The organism is Microbacterium sp. X-17 (assembly GCF_039615055.1).
The window spans coordinates 210,239-231,742 of record NZ_JBDHNI010000006.1; the positions used below are offsets into that span (position 1 = coordinate 210,239).

The following is a 21,504-nucleotide window of genomic DNA, read 5'->3' on the forward strand; positions in this document are numbered from 1 at the left end:
TCAGGCCGTCCGGCGCAGCGGCACCTGCACCCGGTCGAGGTCGTCCGTGGCGATCACCTGCGCGCCGGTGCGCGTGACCGGGTCGATGAGGATGGGCGCGAGGAGGTTCACCGTCACCTCGTCGGCGTGCGGCGTCACGACGAGGAAGACGCCGGACTCCGGGTCGGCGGGGCGGTCGAGCTCCCCCACGTAGTCCGGCAGATAGGCCGCCGCGTCGACCAGGAACAGCCGGATCGCCGGCTGCGCGCTCGCCCGGAGGGTGTAGGTGTCGCGCGCGCCGTCGAGCGGGGCGAAGTCGTACTCGGTGAACGACCCGAGGCCGGCGAGCGGTTCCTGGAAGCTGATCTGCACTGTCATCTGAGGTAGTCCATCAAGGTCGGCTGGATGCTTTTGGCTGTGACGGCCAGGGCGGTCTGGTAGGCGACCTGCTGCGTCTGCATCTCCAGGATGGCATGCGCGGCGTCCACGTTCTGGATTCCGTTCTGGGTGGTCTGCAGCGTCGTGGCCTGCGTGGTGAGCGCCGAGGTTGCTCCGGTGAGCTGGTTCTGCGCGCTGCCGACGGTCGCCTCGGCGCCGCGGATGTTCGAGGCCACGGCGTCGATCGCGATGAGCTGCCCGCTCACGTCCCCTCCGCTGCTCACGGTGCTCGCGATCGTGTCGATCAGCGCGAAGACCGAGGACGGCCCCGCGCCGAGCACCGACGAGCCGTCGACGTCGACCCGGACGGTCGTGTCCGTGCCGACGCGCCGGTTCACCGACGACCCGGCCGTGCCGTTGAAGGAGTAGTCGGGGTTGAACGCTGTGCCCGTGTCGGAGGTGCCCGCGAAGACGTTGCGGCCTTGGTACTGCGTGTTCGCCAGTGTCAGCAGCGTCTGCTTCAGCGACTGGAGCTGGGTGGCGATGGCCGTGCGCGAGCTCGGGGTCTGCGTGGCCGTGTTGGCGGCCTGCACCGTCAGGTCGCGGACCTGGTTGAGCGTGTCGTTCATCGACGAGAGCGCCGTGCCCGCGGTCGCGAGCCAGGCCGTCCCGTCGCCGGCGTTCCGCTGGTACTGCGTGTTCTGCGCGAGCTGCCGCTGCAGGTCGAGCAGGGTCGCGGCGCCCGCGGGGTCGTCGGAGGTCTTGCTGATCGCGAGCCCGCTGGCGACCTGCTCGTTGAGCTGGTTGAGCCTCTGCGCGCTGAGCTGGAGGTTGCGCTGGGCCGACACGAGCTGCGTCGACTCTGTGACACGGAATGACATGTTCGGCCTATCCCAATCCGACGAGTCCGGTGTGGTTGATGAGCTGATCGAGGATGGAGTCGAGTGCGGTCATCACGCGCGCCGAGCCCTGGTAGGCGTGCTGGTACGCGATCAGGTTCATGTTCTCCTCGTCCAGGCTGACCGACTCCTGCGAGGACTGCGCGCCCGTCGCGGCGGCCTGGGCGCTCTGATCGAGCGTGGACTGCTGCGTCGCGTTGCTCGTCGCGGTGCCGAGCGCGATGACGCCCGTCGACCAGGCGACGTCGGGCGAGCCCGCGCCGGTGCCGAGCTGCCCGATCGCGTCGGCGATCGAGCCGTCGGCCGCGCCGGCGCCCACGGCCGCGACCGCGACACCCGACGGGTCGGTCGCGAGAACGCTCAGGCCGAGCGCCGCGGGGCCGCTCGCCGACATCCCGAAGAACGCGACGTTGGTGGCGCCGGTGGAGGTCGTCCCGGTGACGCTGACGGCGTTCACCTGCTGGGCGAGGGAGGTCGCGAGGGTGTTGAGCTTGGCCGCGGTCTCCGCGATGGCTCCGCCGTTGCCGGACGCGGTGGCGGGCGCCAGGAGCGCGAGGTCGCCCGCGAGCTTCCCGGAGCTGAGCGAGACCGGGCCGACGCCGTCGGACCACTGCACTCCGGCCGGGGACCCTGCGGCGCCCTCCAACGTGGTCGATCCGGTGACCGACAGGGACCGGGCGATGGTGCCCTGCACCAGGTTCGCGCCGCCGATGCTCACGGTCACGGTCTGGTCCGCGTTGTTCACGACGGACGCGCCGGAGAGCGAGGCGAGCTCGGTCAGGAGGGTGCCGCGCTGGGTGATGAGCGCGTTGACGTCGCCGCCGGATGCGGCCACCGAGCGGATCTGACCGTTGAGCTGGGCGACCTTGGAGGCGTCGGCGTTCACCTGCGCGGACGTGGTCGCCAGGTCCTGCTGGGTCTGCGACCACTGCGACTGCACCGAGCGGTAGGCGGTCGCGATCTGCCCGACCAGGGAGCCCGCCTTGCCGAGCAGGGCGGCGACCGGGGCGGGCGCGCCCGGCTGGTTGGACACGTCCTGCCAGCCCGACCAGAACTTCGAGAGCGAGCCGGAGATGGCGTCGCCGCTCGGCTCGCCGAGGGTGGACTCCAGCGCGCTCAGCCCCGAGGCCGTGACGCTGCTGTAGCCGGCGGCGGCGCCGGCGGAGCGGGCCTGGGCGTCGAGCAGGGACGAGCCGAGCTGGACGATGCCGGCCACGCGCACGCCCTGGCCTGCGGCGACCGACTGCGCGAAGGGGCCGACCTGGGCGGGGCCGCCGACGGCCTCCAGGTCGACCTGCTGGCGGACGTAGCCGGGGGTGGTCGCGTTGGCGATGTTGTCGCCGGTGATCTCGATGCCGGCCTGAGCGGCGGCGAGGCCGGAGAAGGCGGTGTTGAGGGAGCCGAGAAGGTTGCCGGACACGGTCGTCTCCTACAGGGTCGCGTCGACGAGGCGGGCGCGTGCGGAGGGCAGGTCCGTCGTCCCGTCGGAGGTGTAGACCGACGCGCCGTCCGAGACGGCGTCGAAGGTGTCCTGCGCGGCGCGGAGGGCGTTCCGCAGCAGGCGGTCGTTGCCGGCGCGGACGGTGCGGATCTCGCGGGTCAGTGTGACGAGGGCCTCCAGGTGGGCGGCGAAGATGCCCTGCCAGGCTCCCTCGGGAGCGCCCGCCGCGAGCTCGCGCAGCCGGGTGTCGGCGGGGAGGCTCCACTCGATCGCCAGGGCGGACGCGGCGACGCTCATCGAGAGCGTGGCGGTCCGGAGCCGCTCGATCACGACCTCCGCCTCGCGGGTCGCGTGCGGCACCCAGCGGGCCTTGCCGGAGGCGAGGAGCAACTGCTCGACCTCGAATTTGTAGAGCAGCAGCTCCAGGAGCTCTCTCTGACGCCAGAGCTCGTTCGACAGTTCGTTGGCGCCCACCGCGCTCCACGCTCCCATCAGCCATCCATAGCAAAGGGCACACACGTTGTCTGCCGTACCTTCCGCTATCGGCAGGAACGGGTCCCTTGTAAGCATTTCGGGGGACACGGAACGCATTTCGATCGGGTGCTTACATCCGTGGCCGAGCTGCCGATAGGTCCATTCGTCGGCCCACGGATGGACCGGCTCTGCACACTCTCACGGAGGAATCGAACATCATGGCTATGACCATCAACACCAACCTGAGCGCCCTCTCGGTCACGAACTCGCTCAACGCCAACCAGGCCGCTCTGCAGAGCAGCATGAACAAGCTGTCCTCGGGCTCGCAGCTCAACGCGGCTGCCGACAACCCGGCCGGCCTCGCGATCTCGCAGGGCCTGCAGGCGCAGATCGGCGGCCTCAACCAGGCCGGCCAGAACACCGCCAGCGGCATCAACCTGATCCAGACCGCCTCCGGCGCGCTGTCCCAGGTGTCCAACATCCTGCAGACGATCAACAGCCTCGCCGTCCAGGCCGCGAACGACACGAACAACGTCGCGTCGCGCACGGACATCCAGACGCAGGTCACCGCGCTGGCCGCCCAGCTCAGCTCGATCGGCTCGTCGACGAACTTCAACGGCGTCAAGCTGCTCGACGGCTCGGCCACCGGCGCCGCTGCGCTGAACTTCCAGACCGGCGCCAACGCTGCGGACAAGGTCACCCTCGACCTCGGCACCGCCAACGTGAGCACCATCGGCACGGCCGTCGCGGCCCTGAAGTTCGACAACGCGACCGACGCGCAGGCCTCGATCACCGCGATCCAGACCCAGATCCAGACCGTCTCGACCGCTCAGGCCACCCTCGGCGCGACCCAGAACGTGCTGACCGCGACCGCGCAGAGCATCGCCGTCAACTCGCAGAACCTGACCGCCGCCAACTCGCAGATCGCGGACACCGACATGGCGTCCGAGATGGCGAAGTACAGCAAGGAGAACGTGCTCATGCAGGCCGGCACCGCGATGCTCTCGCAGGCCAACCAGCAGAGCCAGCTCATCCTCAAGCTGCTCCAGGGCTGACCCCCTCTGGCGGGCGGCGACTGATTCGGGTTCAGTCGCCGCCCGCACCCCTTCAACCTGATCGCGGATCGGAGGAACTCGGATGAGCTCAGTCGGAACCATCTCCCTGCCCTCCCTCACCGTGGGCGGCAACGGCCAGGTCACGGTCTCCAACCTGGTCAACAACCTCGACCCGACGGCCATCGTGAACGCCCTGATGACCGCGGAGTCCATCCCGCAGACCCAGCTTCAGGCCAAGGTCAAGACGGAGCAGTCCGCCCTCTCGGCCTTCCAGAACCTGAACGTGACGCTGCAGGCGCTGCAGACGAGCGCGGCGGGAGCCTCGGCCACGAACGGCCTCAACCTCCTCACCGTCGCGAGCACGGACCCGTCCGTCACGGCCACCGCGACCACCTCGGCGTCGCCGACCTCCTTCTCGCTGCAGGTCAACCAGGTGGCGCAGGCGCAGGTGTCCGTCACCGGTGTCATGACGACCTGGCCGGACAGCGGCGGCGCGATCACCATCGTCGACTCGACGGGCGCCGCGCACCAGATCACGGCCGCGTCCACGAGCATCTCGGATGTGGTCACCGCCATCAACGCCGCAGGCGCCGGCGTCACCGCCGCGCAGGTCGCCTCGGGCACCGACGCCTCGGGCAACCCGCAGTACCGGCTCCAGCTCACCTCGACGCAGACCGGCGCGGCCGCGGCCTTCCAGGTCTACGCCGGCACCAGCGCCGCGTACTCGGCCGGCACCGCCACGAACCTCCTCACCCAGACCGGCGCCGCCACCGTCACCGCCGCGCAGGACGCGACGGTCACCCTCTGGCCGGGCACCGCGGCGGCGCAGACGGTCTCCTCGTCCACCGACACCTTCGCGAACCTGGTCCAGGGCGTGACCGTCACGGTCGCGAAGCCCACCGCCGCGCCGGTGACGCTCACCTCCACGATGGACAGCGGCAGCATCACCTCGACCGCGTCCTCGCTGGTCTCCGGCGTGAACACGCTGCTCTCGTACATCACGCAGCAGTCGGCCGTCACGACGACCCAGAACGCGGACGGGTCCAGCACGACGACGGCCGGGACGTTCACGGGCAGCCTCCTCATCCAGGAGGTCTATCGCAACCTGCAGTCGGCGGTGTCCGCTCCCGTGGGTCCCGGCGGTACGGTCTCCCCCGCCACCTACGGCATCGCGATCCAGTCGGACGGGTCGATCAAGTTCGACAGCGCGAAGTTCCAGGCCGCCCTCGCGAGCGATCCCACCGGGACCATCGCCGCCGTGCAGACGATCGCCTCGCGCGTGCAGGCCGTCAGCGCGACGGCCTCCGACCCGGTGACCGGCACCGTGACCGCCTCCATCTCGTCGCAGCAGACCCAGATCTCCAACGACCAGTCGGGCGTGAGCAACTGGACGACGATGCTCGCGGCGAAGCGCAAGCTGCTGACCGCGCAGTACACGGCCCTGGTTACGACGCTCGGCCAGCTCCAGAACGAGCAGAACTACCTGACCCAGCAGATCAACGCGATGAACCCGTCGTCGTCGAACTGACAGAGAGAACACAAGGATCGCCATGCCATCAGCGGCACAGACCTACCGCGACAACGCCATCCTCTCCGCGTCGCCGTCGCGGCTGCTCACCATGCTGTACGACCGGCTGCTGCTCGACCTGACCTGCGCGAAGGACGCCCTGGACGCCGACGACCTGGCGGTCGCGGACTACCGGCTCACGCACGCGGTCGACATCCTCACCGCGCTGGCGGGCTCGCTGCGCCTGGACGTCTGGAACGCGGCCGAGAGCCTCCTCGGCCTCTACATCTACGTCTCGAACGCCCTCATCCACTGCCGCGTGACCCGGGACGTCGCCCTGGTCATCGAGGCGATCGCGCTGCTGGAGCCACTCCGCCAGGCCTGGCACCAGGCGGCGGACTCGCTGTCGTCCGGGACCTCGTGGGAGGTCGACGGGGCGGACGACAACAGCGAGGTCGTGGCGATTGCCTGAGCCGGCCGACAGCGCAGCGGCCGACGACGCGTGGGCCTCGGCCCTCGACGAGCTGGAGGCGCGCGCCCGGGCCGCCGACCCGGCGGGACTCGAGCCGTGGCATCCCGCCGCGCCGCTCCCCGCGCTGCCGGCGGCGCTCGCCGAGCGCGCCCGCGCCGTGCAGGCCGCGCAGCAGCACGCGATCGACGGCCTGCGCGACCTGCAGCAGCGGGTCCGTGCCGAACTGGAGTCGCTCGGCAGCGTGCAGACGCCGCGGCCCGACGCAGAACCTCCGGTCTACCTCGATCTGATCGGGTAGGACGCTAACGCGCACCGCGATCCTGCCGATAGGCCACTAGGAGCACGGATCGCTCGCCGCGGCCACGGATCGGCCTCCTCCCCTGGAATTCCACCATTCATGAGGTGAGCCTTGCTCGATTCCGTGACGATGAACGCGATGTCCTCCGCCCTCGACGGCTACGCCGCGGCGCAGACCGCGATCTCCAACAACATCGCGAACATCAATACGCCCGGCTACCACGCCCAGGTCGTGGACTTCGCGTCGGCCCTGGAGAAGTCGGTCGCGGCGCACAGCGGTCAGCTGCCGGCCTCCGCCATCGCGCCGACGACGAGCATGGACCCGACCCGGCTGAACGGCAACAACGTCTCGCTGGAGCAGGAGACGCTCGCCGAGGTCAGCAACGGGCTGAAGTTCCAGGCGGCCTCGCAGGCGATGTCCCAGCAGTTCAGTGAGCTCCGAGCCGCTGCGACGGTGAACTGACCATGAGCTACGACGCCATCGGCATCTCCGGCACGGGCATGACGCTCAACCAGACCTGGCTGGACTCCATCAGCGACAACCTCGCGAACATCAACGACACCACCTCCCCGAACAACCCCGCCTTCCAGGAGCGTTTCGTGCAGGCGCAGGCCAACCCGGGCATGAACGGGGTCTCGATCGGCGGGATCGTCTACGGCTCGGCCGCGGGTCAGCTCGTCTACTCCCCCGGCGACCCGAACGCGGACGCGCAGGGCTACGTGAAGCAGACGACCATCGACATGGCGAGCCAGATGACCGACCTCATCGAGGCGCAGCGCGCGTACCAGGCGAACTCGAACGCGGTGAACGCCGCGAAGGACATGTACCAGTCGGCACTGCAGATCGGAGCCAAGTGATGAGCATCCCGGCCATCGGAGCGATCTCGCTCGGGAACGTCCAGCAGGCGACCCCGGCCGTCGGCGCCACGTCCTCCGGCTCGGGCGCGGGAGGCGGTTTCGGCGCGGCCCTCACGGGAGCGGTGAACAACCTCCAGCAGCTGCAGAGCACGTCCGACGCGGCCAACGTGAAGGCGGTCACCGGCAACCTGAACGACATCCAGGACGCGACGATCGCCGCGGCCCGCGTGCAGACGACCGTGCAGCTGATGGCGACACTGCGCAACCAGGCCGTGGACGCGTTCAACACCATCATGCGGATGGGGGGCTAGGTGCCGGCCCGGCTCCAGGCGGTCCTCAAGCGCATCGGCGCGACGATCGCCGGCTTCAGCTTCGCGCAGAAGACCGTCTCGGTCCTCGCGCTGCTCGTGCTCGCCCTCGGCGTGACCGGCCTGTCGGTCTGGCTGAGCCAGCCGCAGTACGTGCCGCTGTTCAGCGGGATCTCCGCCTCCGACGCCTCGGCGATCACTACGCAGCTGCACACCGACAACGTGCCGTACCAGCTCACGGACGGCGGCGGGACCATCCTCGTGCCGCAGGCGCAGGTCTACCAGGAGCGGCTGAAGGCGGCCGCGGCCAACCTCCCGTCGAGCAGCAACCAGGGCTACTCCCTGCTCGACAACATGGGGGTCACGACCTCCGAGTTCCAGCAGGACGTCACCTACAAGCGCGCGATGGAGGGCGAGCTCGCCAGCACCATCGACGCGATGCAGGGGGTCAAGACCGCCTCGGTCAAGCTGGCCATCCCGCAGCCGACGGTGTTCACCGACCAGGCGCAGGACCCGACGGCGAGCGTCTTCGTGGACGAGAGCGCCGGCACCACGCTGACGGCGGCGCAGGTGCAGGCCATCGTCCACCTCGTCTCGTCCTCGACCGTGGGGATGAAGCCGACCGACGTCTCCGTCATCGACGCCGCGGGCAACGTGCTCTCGACCACCGGCGGAACTGCCGCGGGCTCGACCGGCGACCAGGCGAAGGCCTATGACAGCGCCGTGCAGTCCAGCGTGCAATCGATGCTCGACAAGGTGCTCGGCTCGGGCAACTCCACAGTGGTCGTGAGCGCGCTGATGGACAACTCGACCTCCACGAAGACGACCGACAGCTACAGCATCCCGACCGGGGCGCCGCAGACCAGCTCGTCGTCGCAGAAGGAGACCTACACCGGGACCGGCGCGGCCGCGCAGTCGGGTGTGCTCGGCACCAGCTCCACGACGAACGGCGTCGCCAACACCGCCGCGAACAGCGGAGGCAACGGCAGTTACAGCTCCGACAGCACGACGAGCGACAACGCGCTGAACAAGACCAGCGTGACCCAGCAGATCCCGGCGGGCGGCGTCCAGCGGCAGACCGTCTCGGTCGCGGTCGACAGCGCGGCGGCGACCAAGGCCGGCGTGAGCACGAGCCAGCTCCAGACGATGGTGGCCAACGCGTCCGGTATCGACACGACCCGCGGCGACGCGGTCGGCGTACAGCTGGTCAACTTCTCGCAGGCGAACGCGCAGGCCGCGAAGCAGGCGCTGGCGCAGGCCGCGGCGCAGACCCAGCAGGCGCAGCTCGACTCCCTGATCCGCACCGGCCTGATCGCCGCGGGCATCGTGGTCGCGATGATCGTCGCGCTCCTCGTCTTCCGCCGCCGTCGCCGCAACGCGGAGGTCGACGGCGGCGACCGGTACGAGGAGCTCGCCGCCCCGACGCTCGCCTTCCATCAGGTGACGCCTCCGACCGTGCCGCTGACGACGCCTCCGCCGACCCCGGTCTCGATCGAGTCGGAGCAGCGCAGGGCCGAGATCGAGCAGCTCGCCGTGGACGACCCGCGCCGCGCCGCGGACTTCCTGCTCAGCCTCATGGGTGAGAAGGAGACGACGCCGTGACCGAGGCGAAGGTCGCGCCCCTGACCGGTGCGCAGAAGGCCGCCCTGATCCTGATGAACCTGGATCAGGCTGCCGCTGCGCGCGTCATGCAGCAGTTCAGCGAGTCGGAGTCCGAGGAGATCGCGGCCGAGATCGTCGCGCTCAAGCGCGTCGACCGGCAGCAGGCCGAGGCGGCGCTCGTGGAGTTCCACGAGCTCGCCCTCCAGCCCGCGGCGCGCGTCAGCGGCGGCCGGAGCGCGGCCATCGGGCTGCTGGAGGCGTCGTTCGGCTCCGAGCGCGCCGCCGGCGTGATGTCCCGCGTGGCCTCCTCGCTCGCCGGGCGCGCCTTCGAGTTCCTGGACACCGCCGACCCCACGCAGGTCGCCCTCCTGCTCGACGGCGAGCTGTCGCAGACGATGGCCACCGTGCTGGCCCACCTGCGGGCCGACCAGGCCTCGCGGGTCCTCGCAGCCCTCAAGCCCGAGATCCGCACCGACGTCGCGCACTGCATCGCGACGATGGGCAGCGTGAGCCCCGAGGTGGCACGCACCGTCGCCGACACGCTGCGCAGCCGTGCCGGATCGGTCGTCAAGACCAAGGACCAGCAGGACGCCGTCGGCGGAGTGCAGCCCCTGGTGGACATCATCAACCGCTCCAGCGTCGCCAACGAGCGCGCGCTGCTGGACGAGCTGGACCAGCGCGATCCCGAGCTCGCCGCCGAGGTGCGCTCGCGGATGCTGACCTTCGCCGACATCGTGAAGCTGGAGCCGCGCGACGTCCAGCAGGTGCTGCGCGGGATCGACGTCTCGATGCTCGCGATCGCGATGAAGGGCTCCCCGGAGGCGACCAGGGACGTCATCCGCGCCAACCTCTCCGAGCGCAACCTCGAAGTGCTGGACGAGGAGTCGTCGGTGCTCGGCTCGATCCGGCTCTCCCGCGTGGAGGAGGCCAGGGCGGAGATCGTCCGCGCGATCCGCGACCTCGAAGCGGAGGGCACGATCACGGTGCACCGCTCGGACGAGGACGAGTATGTCGAGTAGCGCGTTCGCACCTGTGCGCTACCCCGAGGTCGGGTCGTCCGGCACGGCGGTCGCGGTCGATGCCGCCGGCGGCGTGTCGAGCGCGCGGGCCCGCGGGTTCGCGGCCGGGTACAGCGAAGGCCTGCGCCGCGCGGAGGCCGAGTTCGCAGCGGCCGAGAGCGCCCGGCTCCAGCACTGGCAGGCGGCCGAGGCGGAGTCCGCCGCGGCGACCCGGCGCGCGCTGGCGGCGCTCGCCGCAGCCGCGGAGGGGGTCCGCGCGCTGGCCGTCCCGGTCGTCGCCGCCGCCGACGACGCCCTGGTGGAGGCGGCGCTCGCGCTCGCCGAGGCCGTGCTCCAGCGCGAGGTGGCCGACGGACACGTCGACGCGGCCGACACGCTGCGCCGCGTCATCGCGGCCACGCCGGCCGGCGAGCTCGTCTCGGTGCGGATGCACCCCGACGACGCCCGTGCGGTCGCGCAGGAGGCCGGCGCCTTCCCGGAGATCGTGCCCGACCCGTCCATCGCTCCGAGCGACGCCGTCGCGGTCCTGCGCGAGGGCTGGCTGGACGCCCGGATCGACGCGGGGCTCGCGCGGGCGCGCACCGCCCTGACGGGAGACCGCGCATGACCGGGTACGCGCCGGGAGGCGCCCGGCTGCTGACCGCCGTTCGCGCGGCCGCGCCGGAGCGGATCGGCCGCGTGGCCTCCGTCGTCGGCCTGGGCATCGAGGTGGCCGGGCTGGAGGGCGCGGTCGGCGACCTCGTCGCGATCGGCGAACCCGGAGCGCAGACGGCGGCCCAGGTCGTCGCCGTGCGGCCGGGGCTGCTCACCTGCATGGTGCTCTCAGGCACGGCGGCGCACCCCATCGGAACGCCCGTCCGCTCCGCCCCCGAAGCACCGGCCGTCCCCGTGGGCGACGCGCTGCTCGGCCGGGTCATCGACGGCCTCGGCCGTCCCATCGACGGCAAGGGGCCGCTCCCGCCGACCCAGCATGTCGGCCTGGCCAAGACCGCGCCCGGCCCGCTGGAGCGCGCCCGGATCACGTCGCCCCTCCAGCTCGGGGTGCGCGCCCTCGACACCCTGGTGTCGACCGGACGCGGCCAGCGCCTGGGCCTCTTCGCAGGCTCCGGCGTTGGCAAGTCGTCGCTGCTGTCGATGATCGCCCGCGGGACGGACGCCGAGGTGTCCGTGATCGCGCTGATCGGCGAGCGCGGCCGCGAGGTGCGGGAGTTCATCGAGGACGACCTCGGCGCCGAGGGGCTGGCCCGCTCGATCGTCGTCGTCTCCACCTCCGACGAGCCCGCGCTGATGCGGCTTCGGGCCTCCCTCGTCGCGACCCGGATCGCGGAGTGGCATCGCGACCGCGGCCAGCACGTCGTCCTGATGATGGACTCCCTGACCCGCGTGGCGATGGCGCAGCGTGAGATCGGGCTCTCGGCGGGCGAGCCGCCGGCGACGCGCGGCTACCCGCCGTCGACCTTCTCCACGCTGGCGTCGCTCCTGGAGCGCGCCGGCGCGGCGGCCACGGGCTCGATCACCGGGCTCTACACCGTCCTGGTCGACGGCGACGACCACAACGAGCCGATCGCGGACGCGGCGCGGTCGATCCTGGACGGGCACGTCGTCCTCGACCGCGCGCTCGCGATCACGGGCCACTTCCCCTCGATCGACGTGCTGGGGTCCATCTCCCGGCTCGCCTCCAAGATCACCCCTCCGGACCGGCTGGCCGACGCGACGGCCCTCCGTGCCGTGCTCTCCGCGCGCCGGAGCGCCCAGGACCTACTCGACGTCGGCGCGTACAAGCCGGGGGCGAACGCCCGGGTGGACGCCGCGGTGCGGTTCGAGGAGGCCATCGACGGCTTCCTGCGGCAGGGTATGGATCAGCGGTCAACCGCGGACGGGGCGTGGGATTCGCTCCGCGAGCTGACCCGGGCGTTCGGAGCAGCCGCATGAAGCGCTTCGGATTGGCCGGCCTCCTGCGTGTGCGGGACCTGGAGGAGCAGCGCGCGGCCGCGGAGCTCGCCGACGCGAACCGGGCTGTGGACGCGGTCCGCGCCCGCGGAGCCCGGACGCGCGCGTCGCTGGCCGGAGTCCGATCGGACGCCGTCGACGCGGCCACGCTCTCGTCCGTGATCGCCGCGCGGACGTCGGCGCAGGTGCTGCTCGGCGAGTTGACAGCGCTGCACGAGCTCGCGGCCCGGGAGGCCGGGGAGGCCCGGTCGGCGCACGGCGCCGCGCGCGCGTCCGCCGTCTCGCTGGAGAAGCTCCGCCGCCGGCACACCGAGGCGGAGGTCGCCCGCGAGCTGCGCGAGGAGCAGTCCGCGCTCGACGAGGTGGCCATCCAGGGCTGGCGTGAGAGCAGGAGGGACGCGGTATGAGCATCACGGAGGCCGTCGGCCGCATCCAGCAGATCGAGTCGCAGATGGTGCAGCTCGCCGGCGGGCAGCCGACGCAGGCGCAGACGACGCCCACGACCAGCGCGTCCGCGTTCGCGACGAGCCTGGCCGCGGCGACCGGCACGACCGGCGCGCAGGTCACACCGGCGGCCGGCCAGCAGGCGAACAACGGGACCACCGGCGCGGACATCGTGGCGGACGCCCGCAAGTACCTCGGCGTCCCGTACGTCTTCGGCGGCACGACCAGCGCCGGACTCGACTGCTCGGGCCTCGTGCAGCGCGTCTACGGCGACATGGGCATCTCGCTGCCGCGGCTGGTCTCGGGCCAGTCCACGATCGGCCAGAGCGTGCCGTCGCTGGCAGACGCGCAGCCGGGCGACCTCATCGTCTGCAACGGCGGCGAGCACATCGTCATCTACGCCGGCAACGGCAAGATCATCCAGGCGCCCAAGCCGGGCGGCCAGGTCGAAGAGATGGACAACTGGATCTCGCCCTCGAACGTGGTGACCATCCGGCGGATCGTGCCGACCGCGACGGCCGCCACGTCGTCGTCGTCGTCGGCCTCCGCGCTGGCGGCGCTGCTCGGGTCGAGCGGCGGGTCCTCGCCGGCCGGGATGCTCGGCGCGGGAGGCGCGTCGTCGTCCTCGTCCGCGCTGGCGGCATTGCTCGGGTCGAACGGAGGATCGTCGCTGCTCGGACTGCTCGGGTCGAGCGGCGGGTCGTCGCTCTCCGGCCTCCTCGGGTCCGGGGGCGGCAGCGCACTGTCGGCGCTGCTCGGTCAGAGCTCGGGGATGAACTCGTGAGCGCGGTCGTCTCGGGGTTCGGCGCAGGCGCCGCGGCCCTGCTCGCGCCCGCCTCGCCGTCGGATCCGTCGTCGTCCGCCGACGGCGGTGCGGCGTTCGGCACCGCCCTGCTCTCGGCGCTGGCCGGCGGAACCGAAGTGCCGATGGCTCCCCTCGCTCCTGCCGAGCCGGCGCCGTCCGCCGACGCCGGCGCTGCAGCGACGTCCACGCCGCCGCAGACCGCGCCGCCCGCGCCTGCTCCTGCCGTGTTCCTCGTGGCGAACCCTGCCCCCGCGCCGCTCGCGGACGCCGCGACGACAACCTCCCCGTCGGCTCCGGAGGAGGGACCTCACGGCAAGAGCGCGCCCACGCGGACGACCGGCGCGGATCAGCACCACGACGCCCCCTCCCCTGCGCTCGCCGACGTGCTCGCAGCCGGTCAGCTCGCGGTGCAGCAGGCGCTCGTCGCCGTGCCGCTCCCGCCCGCGACGCCGACGTCAACGGCTCCGGTGCAGACGTCCGCGTCGTCTGCTCCCGTCGAAGCGCCGACCGCGCCCACGGCTCCCGCTCCGGTCCCGGCCGCGGAGGCGAGCGCCCAGCCGATCGCGGCGGTCGCTCCGGCCACCGCTCCGCAGCCGTCCGCGCCCGCTCCGGCCGCCGCGCCTTCCCGGCCGGCCGCCAAGACGCCGGCCGAACCGTCGACGCCGAGCGCGGGCGCAGCGCTGCCGAACATCCCTGCAGTGTCGGCTCCCGCCCCGGAACCGGCGCCGACCTTCACGACCGCTGTCGCCTCGGCAGCCCCCGCCGCCTCCCCCACCCCCGCGCCGCCGCTGCAGCAGCAGCTCGCCCAGCCCGTGATGACCCTCGCGCGGCAGCCCGACGGCGACCACGTCGTGGTCGTGCGGGTCGCCCCCGACGACCTCGGTCCCGTCACGGTGCACGCGCGGGTCAGCGACTCCGGCGTCCGCATCGAGCTGTTCGCGCCCAGCGACGCCGGGCGGGACGCCATCCGGCAGATCCTCACGGACCTGCGCCGCGACCTCAATGCGACGACCGCGAACGCCTCGGTCTCCGTGTCCGACCAGAACGCGCCGGGCGCCGAGAGCGGCGGAGGCGGCCGGTCCGCGTGGACGTCCCCGGACCAGGGCGGGGCCACCGGGCGCGGGTCGACCGCTCCCGCTGACGCTCCCGACGAACCGGCCCCCGTCCGCAGCGCCGCACCGGCCGACCCGGCACCGCCCGTCGCCCTCCCCGGCGCCCGAACCCTCGACATCGTCGTCTGACCACGAAGGAGAGACCCATGGTCACCCCCATCTCGACCGATCCCACCGCGACCGCCTCGACGACCTCGCTCTGGTCGACGCAGCCCACCCGCGCGCCGCACCAGTCGCTGACCGCCGACGACTTCATGAACCTGCTCGTCACGCAGCTCAAGAACCAGGACCCCAGCTCCCCGATGGACTCGGCCGCGATGGTCCAGCAGACGACCCAGCTCGGGATGATGCAGCAGATGACCGCACTCGGCTCCAGCAGCAACACCGCGCTCAACCTGCAGATGCAGACCGCGGCCGCCGACCTCATCGGCAAGACCGTGAGCTACAACGACCTCGCGGGCAAGCCTCAGACGGGCGTCGTGACCGGCGTCTCGTTCTCGGGGGCGACCCCGACCGTGTCCGTCAACGGCGGCACCTTCCCCCTCTCCGGCATCCTCGGCGTCCAGCAGACTCCGGCCTCCTAGTCCCCACCACCGAAAGGCACACTCCCATGCTCCGTTCTCTCGACTCCGGCGTCTCGGGCCTCCAGGCGCAGCAGACCATGCTCGACGTGGTCGGCAACAACATCGCCAACGTGAACACCACCGGCTACAAGTCCTCCTCCGTGGAGTTCGAGGACACCCTCTCCCAGATGATCGGGACGGCGTCCGCGCCGACGGGCAACCAGGGCGGCACCTCGCCGGCCCAGGTCGGCCTCGGCGTGCGGGTCGCGGCGACCGCGACCAACTTCACCGAGGGCGCCGCGCAGACCACCGGCGTCGGCACCAACCTGATGATCAACGGCGACGGCTTCTTCATCGTCAACAACGGCGGCCAGACCCAGTACACCCGCTCCGGCGCGTTTACCACGGACGCCTCCGGCAACCTGGTCAGCCCGGACGGCGCGATCGTGCAGGGCTGGCCGGCGGTCAACGGCACCGTCAACTCGTCCGCCCCGGTGTCCAACCTCACGCTGTCGACGAGCGGGCTGTCCGCGGCGCGCGCGACCTCCAACGCCACGATGTCCGGCAACCTGGCCGACGACGCGGCAGCTGGCTCCACGGTCAACAGCCAGGTGACCGTCTACGACGCGACCGGGGCGCAGCGCAACCTGAGCACGACCTTCACCCGCACCGCCGCCGGCTGGGACGTCACCGCGACGGACGCCGCGGGCAACACCGCCACCGGCTCGCTCACGTTCACGAACGGCGCCATCACCAGCGGGCAGACCCTCACGGTCGGCGGCGTCACCATCGACATGTCGAAGCTCACCGGCTTCGCGGGCTCCGGCGGGGTCAACTTCGCCTCGCAGAACGGGACGGCGGCCGGCTCGCTGCAGTCGTTCTCGCTCGAGAACGACGGGACGATCATGGGGTCGTTCTCCAACGGTCAGAAGCAGGCCATCGGCCGCGTCGCCCTGGCGAACTTCACCAACCCGGGCGGCCTCCAGAAGGCCGGCAACTCCAACTTCATCGCCACCCCGAACTCCGGGCTCCCCCAGGTGGGCGTGGCGGGGAGCGGCAGCCTCGGGACGCTGACGAGCGGCGCGATCGAGGGCTCCAACGTCGACCTGGCGCGGGAGTTCACCAACCTCATCGTGGCGCAGCGCGCGTTCCAGGCCTCCGCGCGGGTGATCACGACCTCCGACGACGTGCTGCAGGAGCTCCTCCAGCTGAAGACGCAGTGACCCTGAACTAACGGAACCGCCAGACCTGCCGATAGGGGAAGGCGAGCACCTCCGACACGGAGGCGATCCGATCCCTTCCCCTCTCTGCGGAGTCCACATGATCACGGTGACCAGGCTGAACCACGTGCCGTTCGCCGTGAACCCGGACCTCATCGAGCGCATCAACGCCGACCCCGACACCACCCTGACGATGGTCGACGGCGTGCGCTACGTGGTGACCGAGACGATGGCGGAGGTCATCGACCGGATCGCCGCATGGCGCGCCGACGTGCTCGACCGCGCATACCGGCTGGGACGGCCGACCGACTCGGGCGAAGGGAGCTGACCATGGATCTGGCATTGATCATCGGGATCATCGCGGCCTTCGGCTCGCTGGCGGCGATGGTGACGATCGAGGGGGCGAGCTTCGCGTCGCTCCTGCTCGTGGGCCCCGTCGTCTTCGTGCTCGGCGCCACGATCTCGGTCGGCATCGCGGGCGCGACCCTGAAGGACGCGCTCGACTCCTTCAAGGCGATCCCCGGGGCGTTCACGGGCAAGAAGCCGGACTTCGCCGGCACGGTCGCCACCCTGCTCGATCTCGCCGACGTCGCTCGCCAGCGCGGACTGCTCTCGCTGGAGTCGTCGGCCGAGGAGGTCAAGGACCCGTTCCTCGCCAGCGCCCTGCAGGGCGTCGCCGACGGCGCCGACTCCGAGGACCTGCGCATCCTGCTGGAGGACCAGATCGCGACCTGGTCGAAGGCCACCCGCGTCTCCTCCTCGTTCTTCGCCGCGCTCGGCGGCTATGCGCCCACGATCGGCATCGTCGGCACGGTCGTCTCGCTCACCCACGTGCTCGGCAACCTCTCCACCCCCGACAAGCTCGGGCCGATGATCGCGAGCGCCTTCGTCGCCACACTCTGGGGCCTGCTCTCCGCCAACTTCATCTGGCTCCCGCTCGGCACGCGCCTGCGCCGGCTCGCGGAGCTGGAGGCGGAGCGGCGGCAGATCGTCGTGGAGGGCGTGCTCGCCATCCAGTCCGGCACCTCCTCGCGCGCGCTCTCCGAGCGCCTCACCGCGATGGTCCCCTACAGCCCCAAGCCGAAGCGCAGCAAGAGCAAGAACGACGCGTCCGCCCCGGTCTCCGAGGCAGCGTCCGCGGTCGGGCCGTGAGCCGCGGGCGTCGCAGGCCGGCCGCCGACGGCCATGGCGAGGGCCACGCCAACGACGAGCGCTGGATGGCCTCCTACATGGACATGGTCACCGTGCTGATGTGTACGTTCATCGTCCTGTTCTCGATGTCCTCGATCGACGCCCACAAGTTCAACGAGCTGAAGAACTCGCTCCAGACCGGCTTCGGCGAGAAGGTGAGCCAGAAGGTCGACACGGCCAAGGGCGTGATCGTCGCGGCGAAGGACGCCGAGCCGACTCCGGCGCCGTCGTCGGCCTCCACCGCTCCCCCGATGTCGCCCCTGGAGGCGGCCAAGCTGGAGGTCGCCGACCTGCGCGCGATCCAGGCGGCGATCAACGCCCGGCTGACGGCGCAGGGCCTGCAGGGGGCGGTCTCGTACACGATCGACGCCCGCGGGCTCACGATCGGCCTGATCGGCGGGAACGCCTTCTTCGACTCCAACCTCGCGACGCTCACGCCGCTGGCGGTGCAGATCATCGACAACGTCGGGCCGGTCCTGTACCCGACGTCGTACACGATCTCGGTCGAGGGCCACGCCGACACCCGGCCGGCCGGTCCGCCCTACGCCGACAACTGGGACCTCGCCGCCGCGCGCGCCATCTCGGTGCTCCGCCGGCTCACCGACGTGTCGGGCATCCAGGCGACGCGGATCTACGCGGTCAGCGACGGCTCGGCGACGGCGACGGCCACCGGGGATGCGGCCCAGCTCGCCCAGGACCGCCGGGTCGACATCGTCGTCCGGTCGGCGCAGCCGCAGGAGGTGCGCGACCTCATCCCGGGGATCGTCGCGGCGAAGGGAGCAGGCGGATGAGCCAGACCATGACCCAGCCGGCCGAGCGCGAGGTGCGGGCGTACGACTTCCGCCGCCCGACCACCCTGGCCCGCGAGCACTCGCGCGTGCTGGAGCTCGCCTTCGCGACCTTCGCGCGCCAGTGGGGCACGCAGCTCACCGCGAAGGTGCGCGTGCTGTCCCAGGTGACGTGCGAGCAGGTCACCATGCACACCTACGACGAGTACGCGGCGGCGCTGCCGTCGAGCACCGCGATGGTGCTGTGCTCGATCAGCGACGTGGACCCCCGCGGCGTCATCCAGCTCCCCACCGGAGCGGCGCTGCGCTGGGTGAACGCGATGCTCGGCGGCAACCGTCCGCTCCCCCTCCTCGACCGCACCTTCACCCCGATCGAGCACGCGCTGGTCGTCGGCCTGATGAACGACGCGCTCGAAGACCTGCAGTACTCGCTCGGCCCGCTGTTCACGAACTCGGTGCGCATCGACGCCATCCAGTACAACTCGCAGTTCGCCCAGGCGGCGCCCACGAGCGAGCTGATGATCGTTGCCCGGTTCGCCGCCCGCGTCGGCGAGGACGTCGCGGAGGCGACGATCGCCCTCCCGGCCCGGGTGCTGCTGGAGCGGCTGGGCGAGACCAACCCGACCGTGCAGGTCGACAACGCCAAGCAGCTCCTGCACGCCCAGCTCGCGCAGGTCCCGGTCGAGGTGAGCGCCCGGCTCACCTCCGCGACCGTCACCCCGGCCTCCGTGCTCGGGCTGGCGGTGGGCGACGTGATCCGCCTCCCCCACCCGGTCAGCCGGCCGATCCAGGTCGCGGCGGGCGGCGAGCCGGTCGGCACCGCCGCCATCGGCGCCGCGGGGTCGCGCCTCGCCGTCGTCGTCACCACCGCGGAGGACAACAACTGATGGAGAACGCATTGATGCCCCAGAACGCATATGCCGCTGCCGCGCAGACGCTGACGCATGCCCCGCTGGGCATCGGCGAGCTCACCGTGTCGGCCGCCACCGAGGCCGGCGTACCGGAGACCGCCGCCAACGCGGTCGTCGCGACCTTCATCGGCTCGCCGTCCGCTGAGCTCGCGCTCGCGGTCCGCGACCAGGACGTGGTGCTCGCCGAGACGGGCGGCCAGCTCGGTGTCGGCCTCGCCGACGTCCTCCAGCCGACCCTGGCTGCTGCGGCCGAGCACCTCGGCTCCGGCGTGCTCGGCGACTCCCGGATCGAGGACGCTGCGCACCTCTTCGGCGACTCCGCCGCGCACCGCTTCACCGTGACCGACCGGTCCGGCCAGGAGGTCGCCTGGTTCGCGATCCGCGGCGACGCGGTGCGCACCCCCTCCTCCGCGGGCGCGTCGGACGTGGCCGGACGGCTCGGTCGCATCTCGAACGTCGAGATGGCGCTCACCGTCGAGATCGGCCGCACCCGGATGTCGGTGCGCGACGTGCTCGCCGTCGAGCCGGGCACCGTAATCGAGCTCGATCGCTCCGCGGGGTCGCCCGCTGACATCCTGCTCAACGGCCGTCTGATCGCCCACGGCGAGATCGTCGTCGTCGACCAGGACTACGCCGTGCGCGTCACCCAGATTCTCGACACCGCCGACGCCCTGGTCTGACCCGTGGACACCCTCTTCACCGCGCTCCGCGTCGCCGTCTCCCTCGCGCTGATCATCGGACTCATCTGGTTCGTGCAGCGCAGGAGCGCGAAGTGGAGCAGGAAGAGGACCAAGCGCCCGATCACCGTCATCGGCCGCCAGTCGCTGGGCGGCAAGTCCCGCGTGGTGATCGTGGAGGCCGACGGCACCCACTTCGTGCTCGGCGTGACGGACAGCTCCGTCGTGGTGCTCAAGTCGCGCGAGCTGGAGACGTTCGCGGACGCGCTCGCGGCGGAGGACGCGATCGAGGTCCCGGACGACCTGGGCGAGCTGGACGACGCGCCGGCGCTCCCAGCAGCCCCGGTCCCCACGCCGAGCTTCACGCAGGCGATCACCTCCCCCGACACCTGGCGGAGGGCTGCCCAGTCCCTCCGAACACCGCGGTGAGCGCCGCCGCGCTCACGGGGCCGCGCCGCAACTACGCGCGACCCATCATCCTCGCGCTGCTCGTGCTGGCGGCGGTGGCCGGGATCGTGCTGCTTACCGCGGGCAGCGCGCACGCCGTGCCGACGCCGTCCCCGTCGCCCACCCCTCCGCTCGGACCATCCGGACCCGCGGGCGGCTCCGGCGGCCCCACCATCTCGATCAACGGCATCAACGGCACGCCCGCCGACACCATCGTCACCCTGCTCGGCGTCACGCTGATCTCGGTCGCGCCCGGCCTGCTCGTCATGGTCTCGTCGTTCACGAAGGTGTTCGTGGTGCTCTCGATGGCCCGCAACGCGCTCGGCCTCCAGTCGGTGCCGCCGAACCAGGTGCTGGCCGGGCTCGCGCTGTTCCTGAGCCTGTTCATCATGTCGCCGACCCTCACCGACATCAACGTGCACGCCGTGCAGCCCTACCTGGCCGGGCACCTCGACTTCGGCGGCGCGCTCCAGGCCGCGGAGGCGCCGCTCAAGGCCTTCCTCGGCGCGCACACCCGGCAAGAGGACATCGCGCTGATGACCAGGGCCGCGGGCCGCGCCAACCCGGCGAACCTCCACGCCGTCCCGCTGACCACCCTCGTCCCGGCGTTCGTCATCTCGGAGCTGCGGGCCGCCTTCATCATCGGCTTCGTCATCTACGTCCCGTTCCTGGTGATCGACCTCGTCGTCTCCGCGGGCCTGATGTCGCTCGGCATGATGATGCTCCCGCCGGTCATGGTGTCGCTGCCGTTCAAGATCCTGCTCTTCGTCCTCGTGGACGGCTGGGGCCTGATCATCCAGTCCCTCGTCGCGAGCTACAAGTAGGGGGCGACCGTGAACTCCGCCGCCATCCTCAAGATCGCCACGCAGGCCCTCCTGTTGATGGCGCAGCTCGCCGCGCCGATGGTGCTGACCGCGCTCGCCATCGGCTTCGCAGTCTCGCTCATCCAGTCGATCACCCAGATCCAGGAGGTCACCCTCTCGTTCGTGCCGAAGGCGATCGGCGTCTCCATCGCGCTGATCGTGTGCGGCAACTGGATGATCGAGCAGCTCGTGACGTTCACCCAGTACCTGTTCCAGCAGATCCCGACCCTGCTGGGAGGCTGAC

The 21,504-nt window shown here is 71.5% G+C and carries 28 protein-coding genes; 24 read left to right on the top strand and 4 right to left on the bottom strand.

The annotated features are described in order from the left end of the window. Genes ABCS02_RS27115 through flgN form a run of 4 tightly spaced genes read right to left on the bottom strand, consistent with a single transcriptional unit; the run spans window position 1 to window position 3,189 of the window. Entirely contained in the window at window positions 1-357 is a 357-nt protein-coding gene (locus ABCS02_RS27115) for a flagellar assembly protein FliW (protein ID WP_345838813.1), read from the bottom strand. After that, a complete protein-coding gene (gene flgL / locus ABCS02_RS27120) occupies window positions 354-1,238 on the bottom strand; it encodes a flagellar hook-associated protein FlgL (RefSeq protein ID WP_345838814.1) in 885 nt (294 codons plus the stop codon). The genes ABCS02_RS27115 and flgL overlap by 4 nt, the downstream gene beginning before the upstream one ends. Before the next feature lie 7 nt (window positions 1,239-1,245). Then, on the bottom strand, window positions 1,246-2,676 hold the full coding sequence (gene flgK, locus ABCS02_RS27125) for a flagellar hook-associated protein FlgK (protein ID WP_345838815.1): 1,431 nt from the start codon (window positions 2,674-2,676) through the stop codon (window positions 1,246-1,248). A 9-nt stretch (window positions 2,677-2,685) separates the two neighbouring features. Next, window positions 2,686-3,189, bottom strand: coding sequence for a flagellar export chaperone FlgN (flgN, locus tag ABCS02_RS27130; RefSeq protein WP_345838816.1), 504 nt, complete (start codon window positions 3,187-3,189; stop codon window positions 2,686-2,688). A 200-nt stretch (window positions 3,190-3,389) separates the two neighbouring features. Between flgN and ABCS02_RS27135 the strand changes: the two genes are divergently transcribed. The 24 genes from ABCS02_RS27135 (at window position 3,390) to ABCS02_RS27250 (ending at window position 21,503) form a co-directional block, all read left to right on the top strand. Then, window positions 3,390-4,226, top strand: coding sequence for a flagellin (locus ABCS02_RS27135; protein ID WP_345838817.1), 837 nt, complete (start codon window positions 3,390-3,392; stop codon window positions 4,224-4,226). A gap of 82 nt (window positions 4,227-4,308) precedes the next feature. Beyond that, complete coding sequence (gene fliD / locus ABCS02_RS27140) at window positions 4,309-5,754, top strand: flagellar filament capping protein FliD (protein WP_345838818.1); 1,446 nt, start codon at window positions 4,309-4,311, stop codon at window positions 5,752-5,754. Between the two features lie 22 nt (window positions 5,755-5,776). Continuing rightward, the gene (gene fliS / locus ABCS02_RS27145) at window positions 5,777-6,205 is read left to right on the top strand and encodes a flagellar export chaperone FliS (RefSeq protein WP_345838819.1); all 429 of its coding nucleotides are present in this window, start codon (window positions 5,777-5,779) and stop codon (window positions 6,203-6,205) included. After that, a complete protein-coding gene (locus ABCS02_RS27150; protein ID WP_345838820.1) occupies window positions 6,198-6,503 on the top strand; it encodes a hypothetical protein in 306 nt (101 codons plus the stop codon). The genes fliS and ABCS02_RS27150 overlap by 8 nt, the downstream gene beginning before the upstream one ends. 138 nt (window positions 6,504-6,641) lie before the next feature. Further along, window positions 6,642-6,965 carry a flagellar basal body rod protein FlgB gene (gene flgB, locus ABCS02_RS27155; RefSeq protein WP_345838821.1) on the top strand — a complete coding sequence of 108 codons (324 nt, stop codon included), beginning with the start codon at window positions 6,642-6,644 and terminating at the stop codon, window positions 6,963-6,965. 2 nt (window positions 6,966-6,967) lie between these two features. Further along, the gene (gene flgC, locus ABCS02_RS27160) at window positions 6,968-7,360 is read left to right on the top strand and encodes a flagellar basal body rod protein FlgC (RefSeq protein WP_345838822.1); all 393 of its coding nucleotides are present in this window, start codon (window positions 6,968-6,970) and stop codon (window positions 7,358-7,360) included. Further along, complete coding sequence (locus tag ABCS02_RS27165; RefSeq protein ID WP_345838823.1) at window positions 7,360-7,671, top strand: flagellar hook-basal body complex protein FliE; 312 nt, start codon at window positions 7,360-7,362, stop codon at window positions 7,669-7,671. Before flgC ends, ABCS02_RS27165 begins: the two co-directional genes overlap by 1 nt. Continuing rightward, window positions 7,672-9,270, top strand: coding sequence for a flagellar basal-body MS-ring/collar protein FliF (gene fliF / locus ABCS02_RS27170; RefSeq protein WP_345838824.1), 1,599 nt, complete (start codon window positions 7,672-7,674; stop codon window positions 9,268-9,270). Then, window positions 9,267-10,289, top strand: coding sequence for a flagellar motor switch protein FliG (gene fliG / locus ABCS02_RS27175; RefSeq protein WP_345838825.1), 1,023 nt, complete (start codon window positions 9,267-9,269; stop codon window positions 10,287-10,289). Before fliF ends, fliG begins: the two co-directional genes overlap by 4 nt. Further along, entirely contained in the window at window positions 10,279-10,896 is a 618-nt protein-coding gene (locus ABCS02_RS27180) for a FliH/SctL family protein (RefSeq protein ID WP_345838826.1), read from the top strand. Before fliG ends, ABCS02_RS27180 begins: the two co-directional genes overlap by 11 nt. Beyond that, complete coding sequence (locus ABCS02_RS27185; protein WP_345838827.1) at window positions 10,893-12,221, top strand: FliI/YscN family ATPase; 1,329 nt, start codon at window positions 10,893-10,895, stop codon at window positions 12,219-12,221. The genes ABCS02_RS27180 and ABCS02_RS27185 overlap by 4 nt, the downstream gene beginning before the upstream one ends. Continuing rightward, a complete protein-coding gene (locus tag ABCS02_RS27190; protein WP_345838828.1) occupies window positions 12,218-12,646 on the top strand; it encodes a flagellar export protein FliJ in 429 nt (142 codons plus the stop codon). The genes ABCS02_RS27185 and ABCS02_RS27190 overlap by 4 nt, the downstream gene beginning before the upstream one ends. Continuing rightward, window positions 12,643-13,467 (top strand): C40 family peptidase, encoded by an 825-nt coding sequence (locus ABCS02_RS27195; RefSeq protein WP_345838829.1) that lies wholly within the window; start codon window positions 12,643-12,645, stop codon window positions 13,465-13,467. Before ABCS02_RS27190 ends, ABCS02_RS27195 begins: the two co-directional genes overlap by 4 nt. Then, a complete protein-coding gene (locus tag ABCS02_RS27200) occupies window positions 13,464-14,729 on the top strand; it encodes a flagellar hook-length control protein FliK (RefSeq protein WP_345838830.1) in 1,266 nt (421 codons plus the stop codon). The genes ABCS02_RS27195 and ABCS02_RS27200 overlap by 4 nt, the downstream gene beginning before the upstream one ends. A 17-nt stretch (window positions 14,730-14,746) precedes the next feature. After that, window positions 14,747-15,184: a flagellar hook capping FlgD N-terminal domain-containing protein gene (locus tag ABCS02_RS27205; RefSeq protein ID WP_345838831.1), complete on the top strand. Its 438-nt coding sequence runs from the start codon at window positions 14,747-14,749 to the stop codon at window positions 15,182-15,184. Between the two features lie 26 nt (window positions 15,185-15,210). Beyond that, window positions 15,211-16,386, top strand: coding sequence for a flagellar hook protein FlgE (locus tag ABCS02_RS27210; protein ID WP_345838832.1), 1,176 nt, complete (start codon window positions 15,211-15,213; stop codon window positions 16,384-16,386). 97 nt (window positions 16,387-16,483) lie between these two features. Next, complete coding sequence (locus ABCS02_RS27215) at window positions 16,484-16,711, top strand: flagellar FlbD family protein (RefSeq protein WP_345838833.1); 228 nt, start codon at window positions 16,484-16,486, stop codon at window positions 16,709-16,711. A 2-nt stretch (window positions 16,712-16,713) separates the two neighbouring features. Beyond that, window positions 16,714-17,535 (top strand): MotA/TolQ/ExbB proton channel family protein, encoded by an 822-nt coding sequence (locus ABCS02_RS27220; protein ID WP_345838834.1) that lies wholly within the window; start codon window positions 16,714-16,716, stop codon window positions 17,533-17,535. Next, window positions 17,532-18,365 (top strand): flagellar motor protein MotB, encoded by an 834-nt coding sequence (locus ABCS02_RS27225; RefSeq protein ID WP_345838835.1) that lies wholly within the window; start codon window positions 17,532-17,534, stop codon window positions 18,363-18,365. Before ABCS02_RS27220 ends, ABCS02_RS27225 begins: the two co-directional genes overlap by 4 nt. Further along, the gene (locus ABCS02_RS27230; RefSeq protein WP_345838836.1) at window positions 18,362-19,249 is read left to right on the top strand and encodes a flagellar motor switch protein FliM; all 888 of its coding nucleotides are present in this window, start codon (window positions 18,362-18,364) and stop codon (window positions 19,247-19,249) included. The genes ABCS02_RS27225 and ABCS02_RS27230 overlap by 4 nt, the downstream gene beginning before the upstream one ends. A 14-nt stretch (window positions 19,250-19,263) precedes the next feature. Continuing rightward, window positions 19,264-19,953 (top strand): flagellar motor switch protein FliN, encoded by a 690-nt coding sequence (gene fliN / locus ABCS02_RS27235; RefSeq protein ID WP_345838837.1) that lies wholly within the window; start codon window positions 19,264-19,266, stop codon window positions 19,951-19,953. A gap of 3 nt (window positions 19,954-19,956) precedes the next feature. Next, the gene (gene fliO, locus ABCS02_RS27240; protein ID WP_345838838.1) at window positions 19,957-20,379 is read left to right on the top strand and encodes a flagellar biosynthetic protein FliO; all 423 of its coding nucleotides are present in this window, start codon (window positions 19,957-19,959) and stop codon (window positions 20,377-20,379) included. Beyond that, a complete protein-coding gene (gene fliP, locus ABCS02_RS27245; protein ID WP_345838839.1) occupies window positions 20,376-21,221 on the top strand; it encodes a flagellar type III secretion system pore protein FliP in 846 nt (281 codons plus the stop codon). The genes fliO and fliP overlap by 4 nt, the downstream gene beginning before the upstream one ends. Before the next feature lie 9 nt (window positions 21,222-21,230). Beyond that, window positions 21,231-21,503, top strand: a complete 273-nt coding sequence (locus tag ABCS02_RS27250; protein WP_345838840.1) for a flagellar biosynthetic protein FliQ — start codon at window positions 21,231-21,233, stop codon at window positions 21,501-21,503. The last annotated feature ends 1 nt before the right edge of the window (window position 21,504 follow it).

Excerpts from the sequence above, each read along its gene's own strand:
- flgN (WP_345838816.1), bottom strand. The coding sequence starts at position 3,189 with ATGGGAGCGTGGAGCGCGGTGGGCGCCAACGAACTGTCGAACGAGCTC.
- ABCS02_RS27195 (WP_345838829.1), top strand. The coding sequence starts at position 12,643 with ATGAGCATCACGGAGGCCGTCGGCCGCATCCAGCAGATCGAGTCGCAG.
- fliN (WP_345838837.1), top strand. The coding sequence starts at position 19,264 with ATGCCCCAGAACGCATATGCCGCTGCCGCGCAGACGCTGACGCATGCC.
- flgC (WP_345838822.1), top strand. The coding sequence starts at position 6,968 with ATGAGCTACGACGCCATCGGCATCTCCGGCACGGGCATGACGCTCAAC.
- flgB (WP_345838821.1), top strand. The coding sequence starts at position 6,642 with ATGTCCTCCGCCCTCGACGGCTACGCCGCGGCGCAGACCGCGATCTCC.
- ABCS02_RS27115 (WP_345838813.1), bottom strand. The coding sequence starts at position 357 with ATGACAGTGCAGATCAGCTTCCAGGAACCGCTCGCCGGCCTCGGGTCG.
- ABCS02_RS27205 (WP_345838831.1), top strand. The coding sequence starts at position 14,747 with ATGGTCACCCCCATCTCGACCGATCCCACCGCGACCGCCTCGACGACC.
- ABCS02_RS27215 (WP_345838833.1), top strand. The coding sequence starts at position 16,484 with ATGATCACGGTGACCAGGCTGAACCACGTGCCGTTCGCCGTGAACCCG.
- fliD (WP_345838818.1), top strand. The coding sequence starts at position 4,309 with ATGAGCTCAGTCGGAACCATCTCCCTGCCCTCCCTCACCGTGGGCGGC.
- ABCS02_RS27185 (WP_345838827.1), top strand. The coding sequence starts at position 10,893 with ATGACCGGGTACGCGCCGGGAGGCGCCCGGCTGCTGACCGCCGTTCGC.
- flgL (WP_345838814.1), bottom strand. The coding sequence starts at position 1,238 with ATGTCATTCCGTGTCACAGAGTCGACGCAGCTCGTGTCGGCCCAGCGC.
- ABCS02_RS27165 (WP_345838823.1), top strand. The coding sequence starts at position 7,360 with ATGAGCATCCCGGCCATCGGAGCGATCTCGCTCGGGAACGTCCAGCAG.
- ABCS02_RS27135 (WP_345838817.1), top strand. The coding sequence starts at position 3,390 with ATGGCTATGACCATCAACACCAACCTGAGCGCCCTCTCGGTCACGAAC.
- ABCS02_RS27230 (WP_345838836.1), top strand. The coding sequence starts at position 18,362 with ATGAGCCAGACCATGACCCAGCCGGCCGAGCGCGAGGTGCGGGCGTAC.
- ABCS02_RS27210 (WP_345838832.1), top strand. The coding sequence starts at position 15,211 with ATGCTCCGTTCTCTCGACTCCGGCGTCTCGGGCCTCCAGGCGCAGCAG.
- ABCS02_RS27180 (WP_345838826.1), top strand. The coding sequence starts at position 10,279 with ATGTCGAGTAGCGCGTTCGCACCTGTGCGCTACCCCGAGGTCGGGTCG.
- fliS (WP_345838819.1), top strand. The coding sequence starts at position 5,777 with ATGCCATCAGCGGCACAGACCTACCGCGACAACGCCATCCTCTCCGCG.
- ABCS02_RS27220 (WP_345838834.1), top strand. The coding sequence starts at position 16,714 with ATGGATCTGGCATTGATCATCGGGATCATCGCGGCCTTCGGCTCGCTG.
- ABCS02_RS27190 (WP_345838828.1), top strand. The coding sequence starts at position 12,218 with ATGAAGCGCTTCGGATTGGCCGGCCTCCTGCGTGTGCGGGACCTGGAG.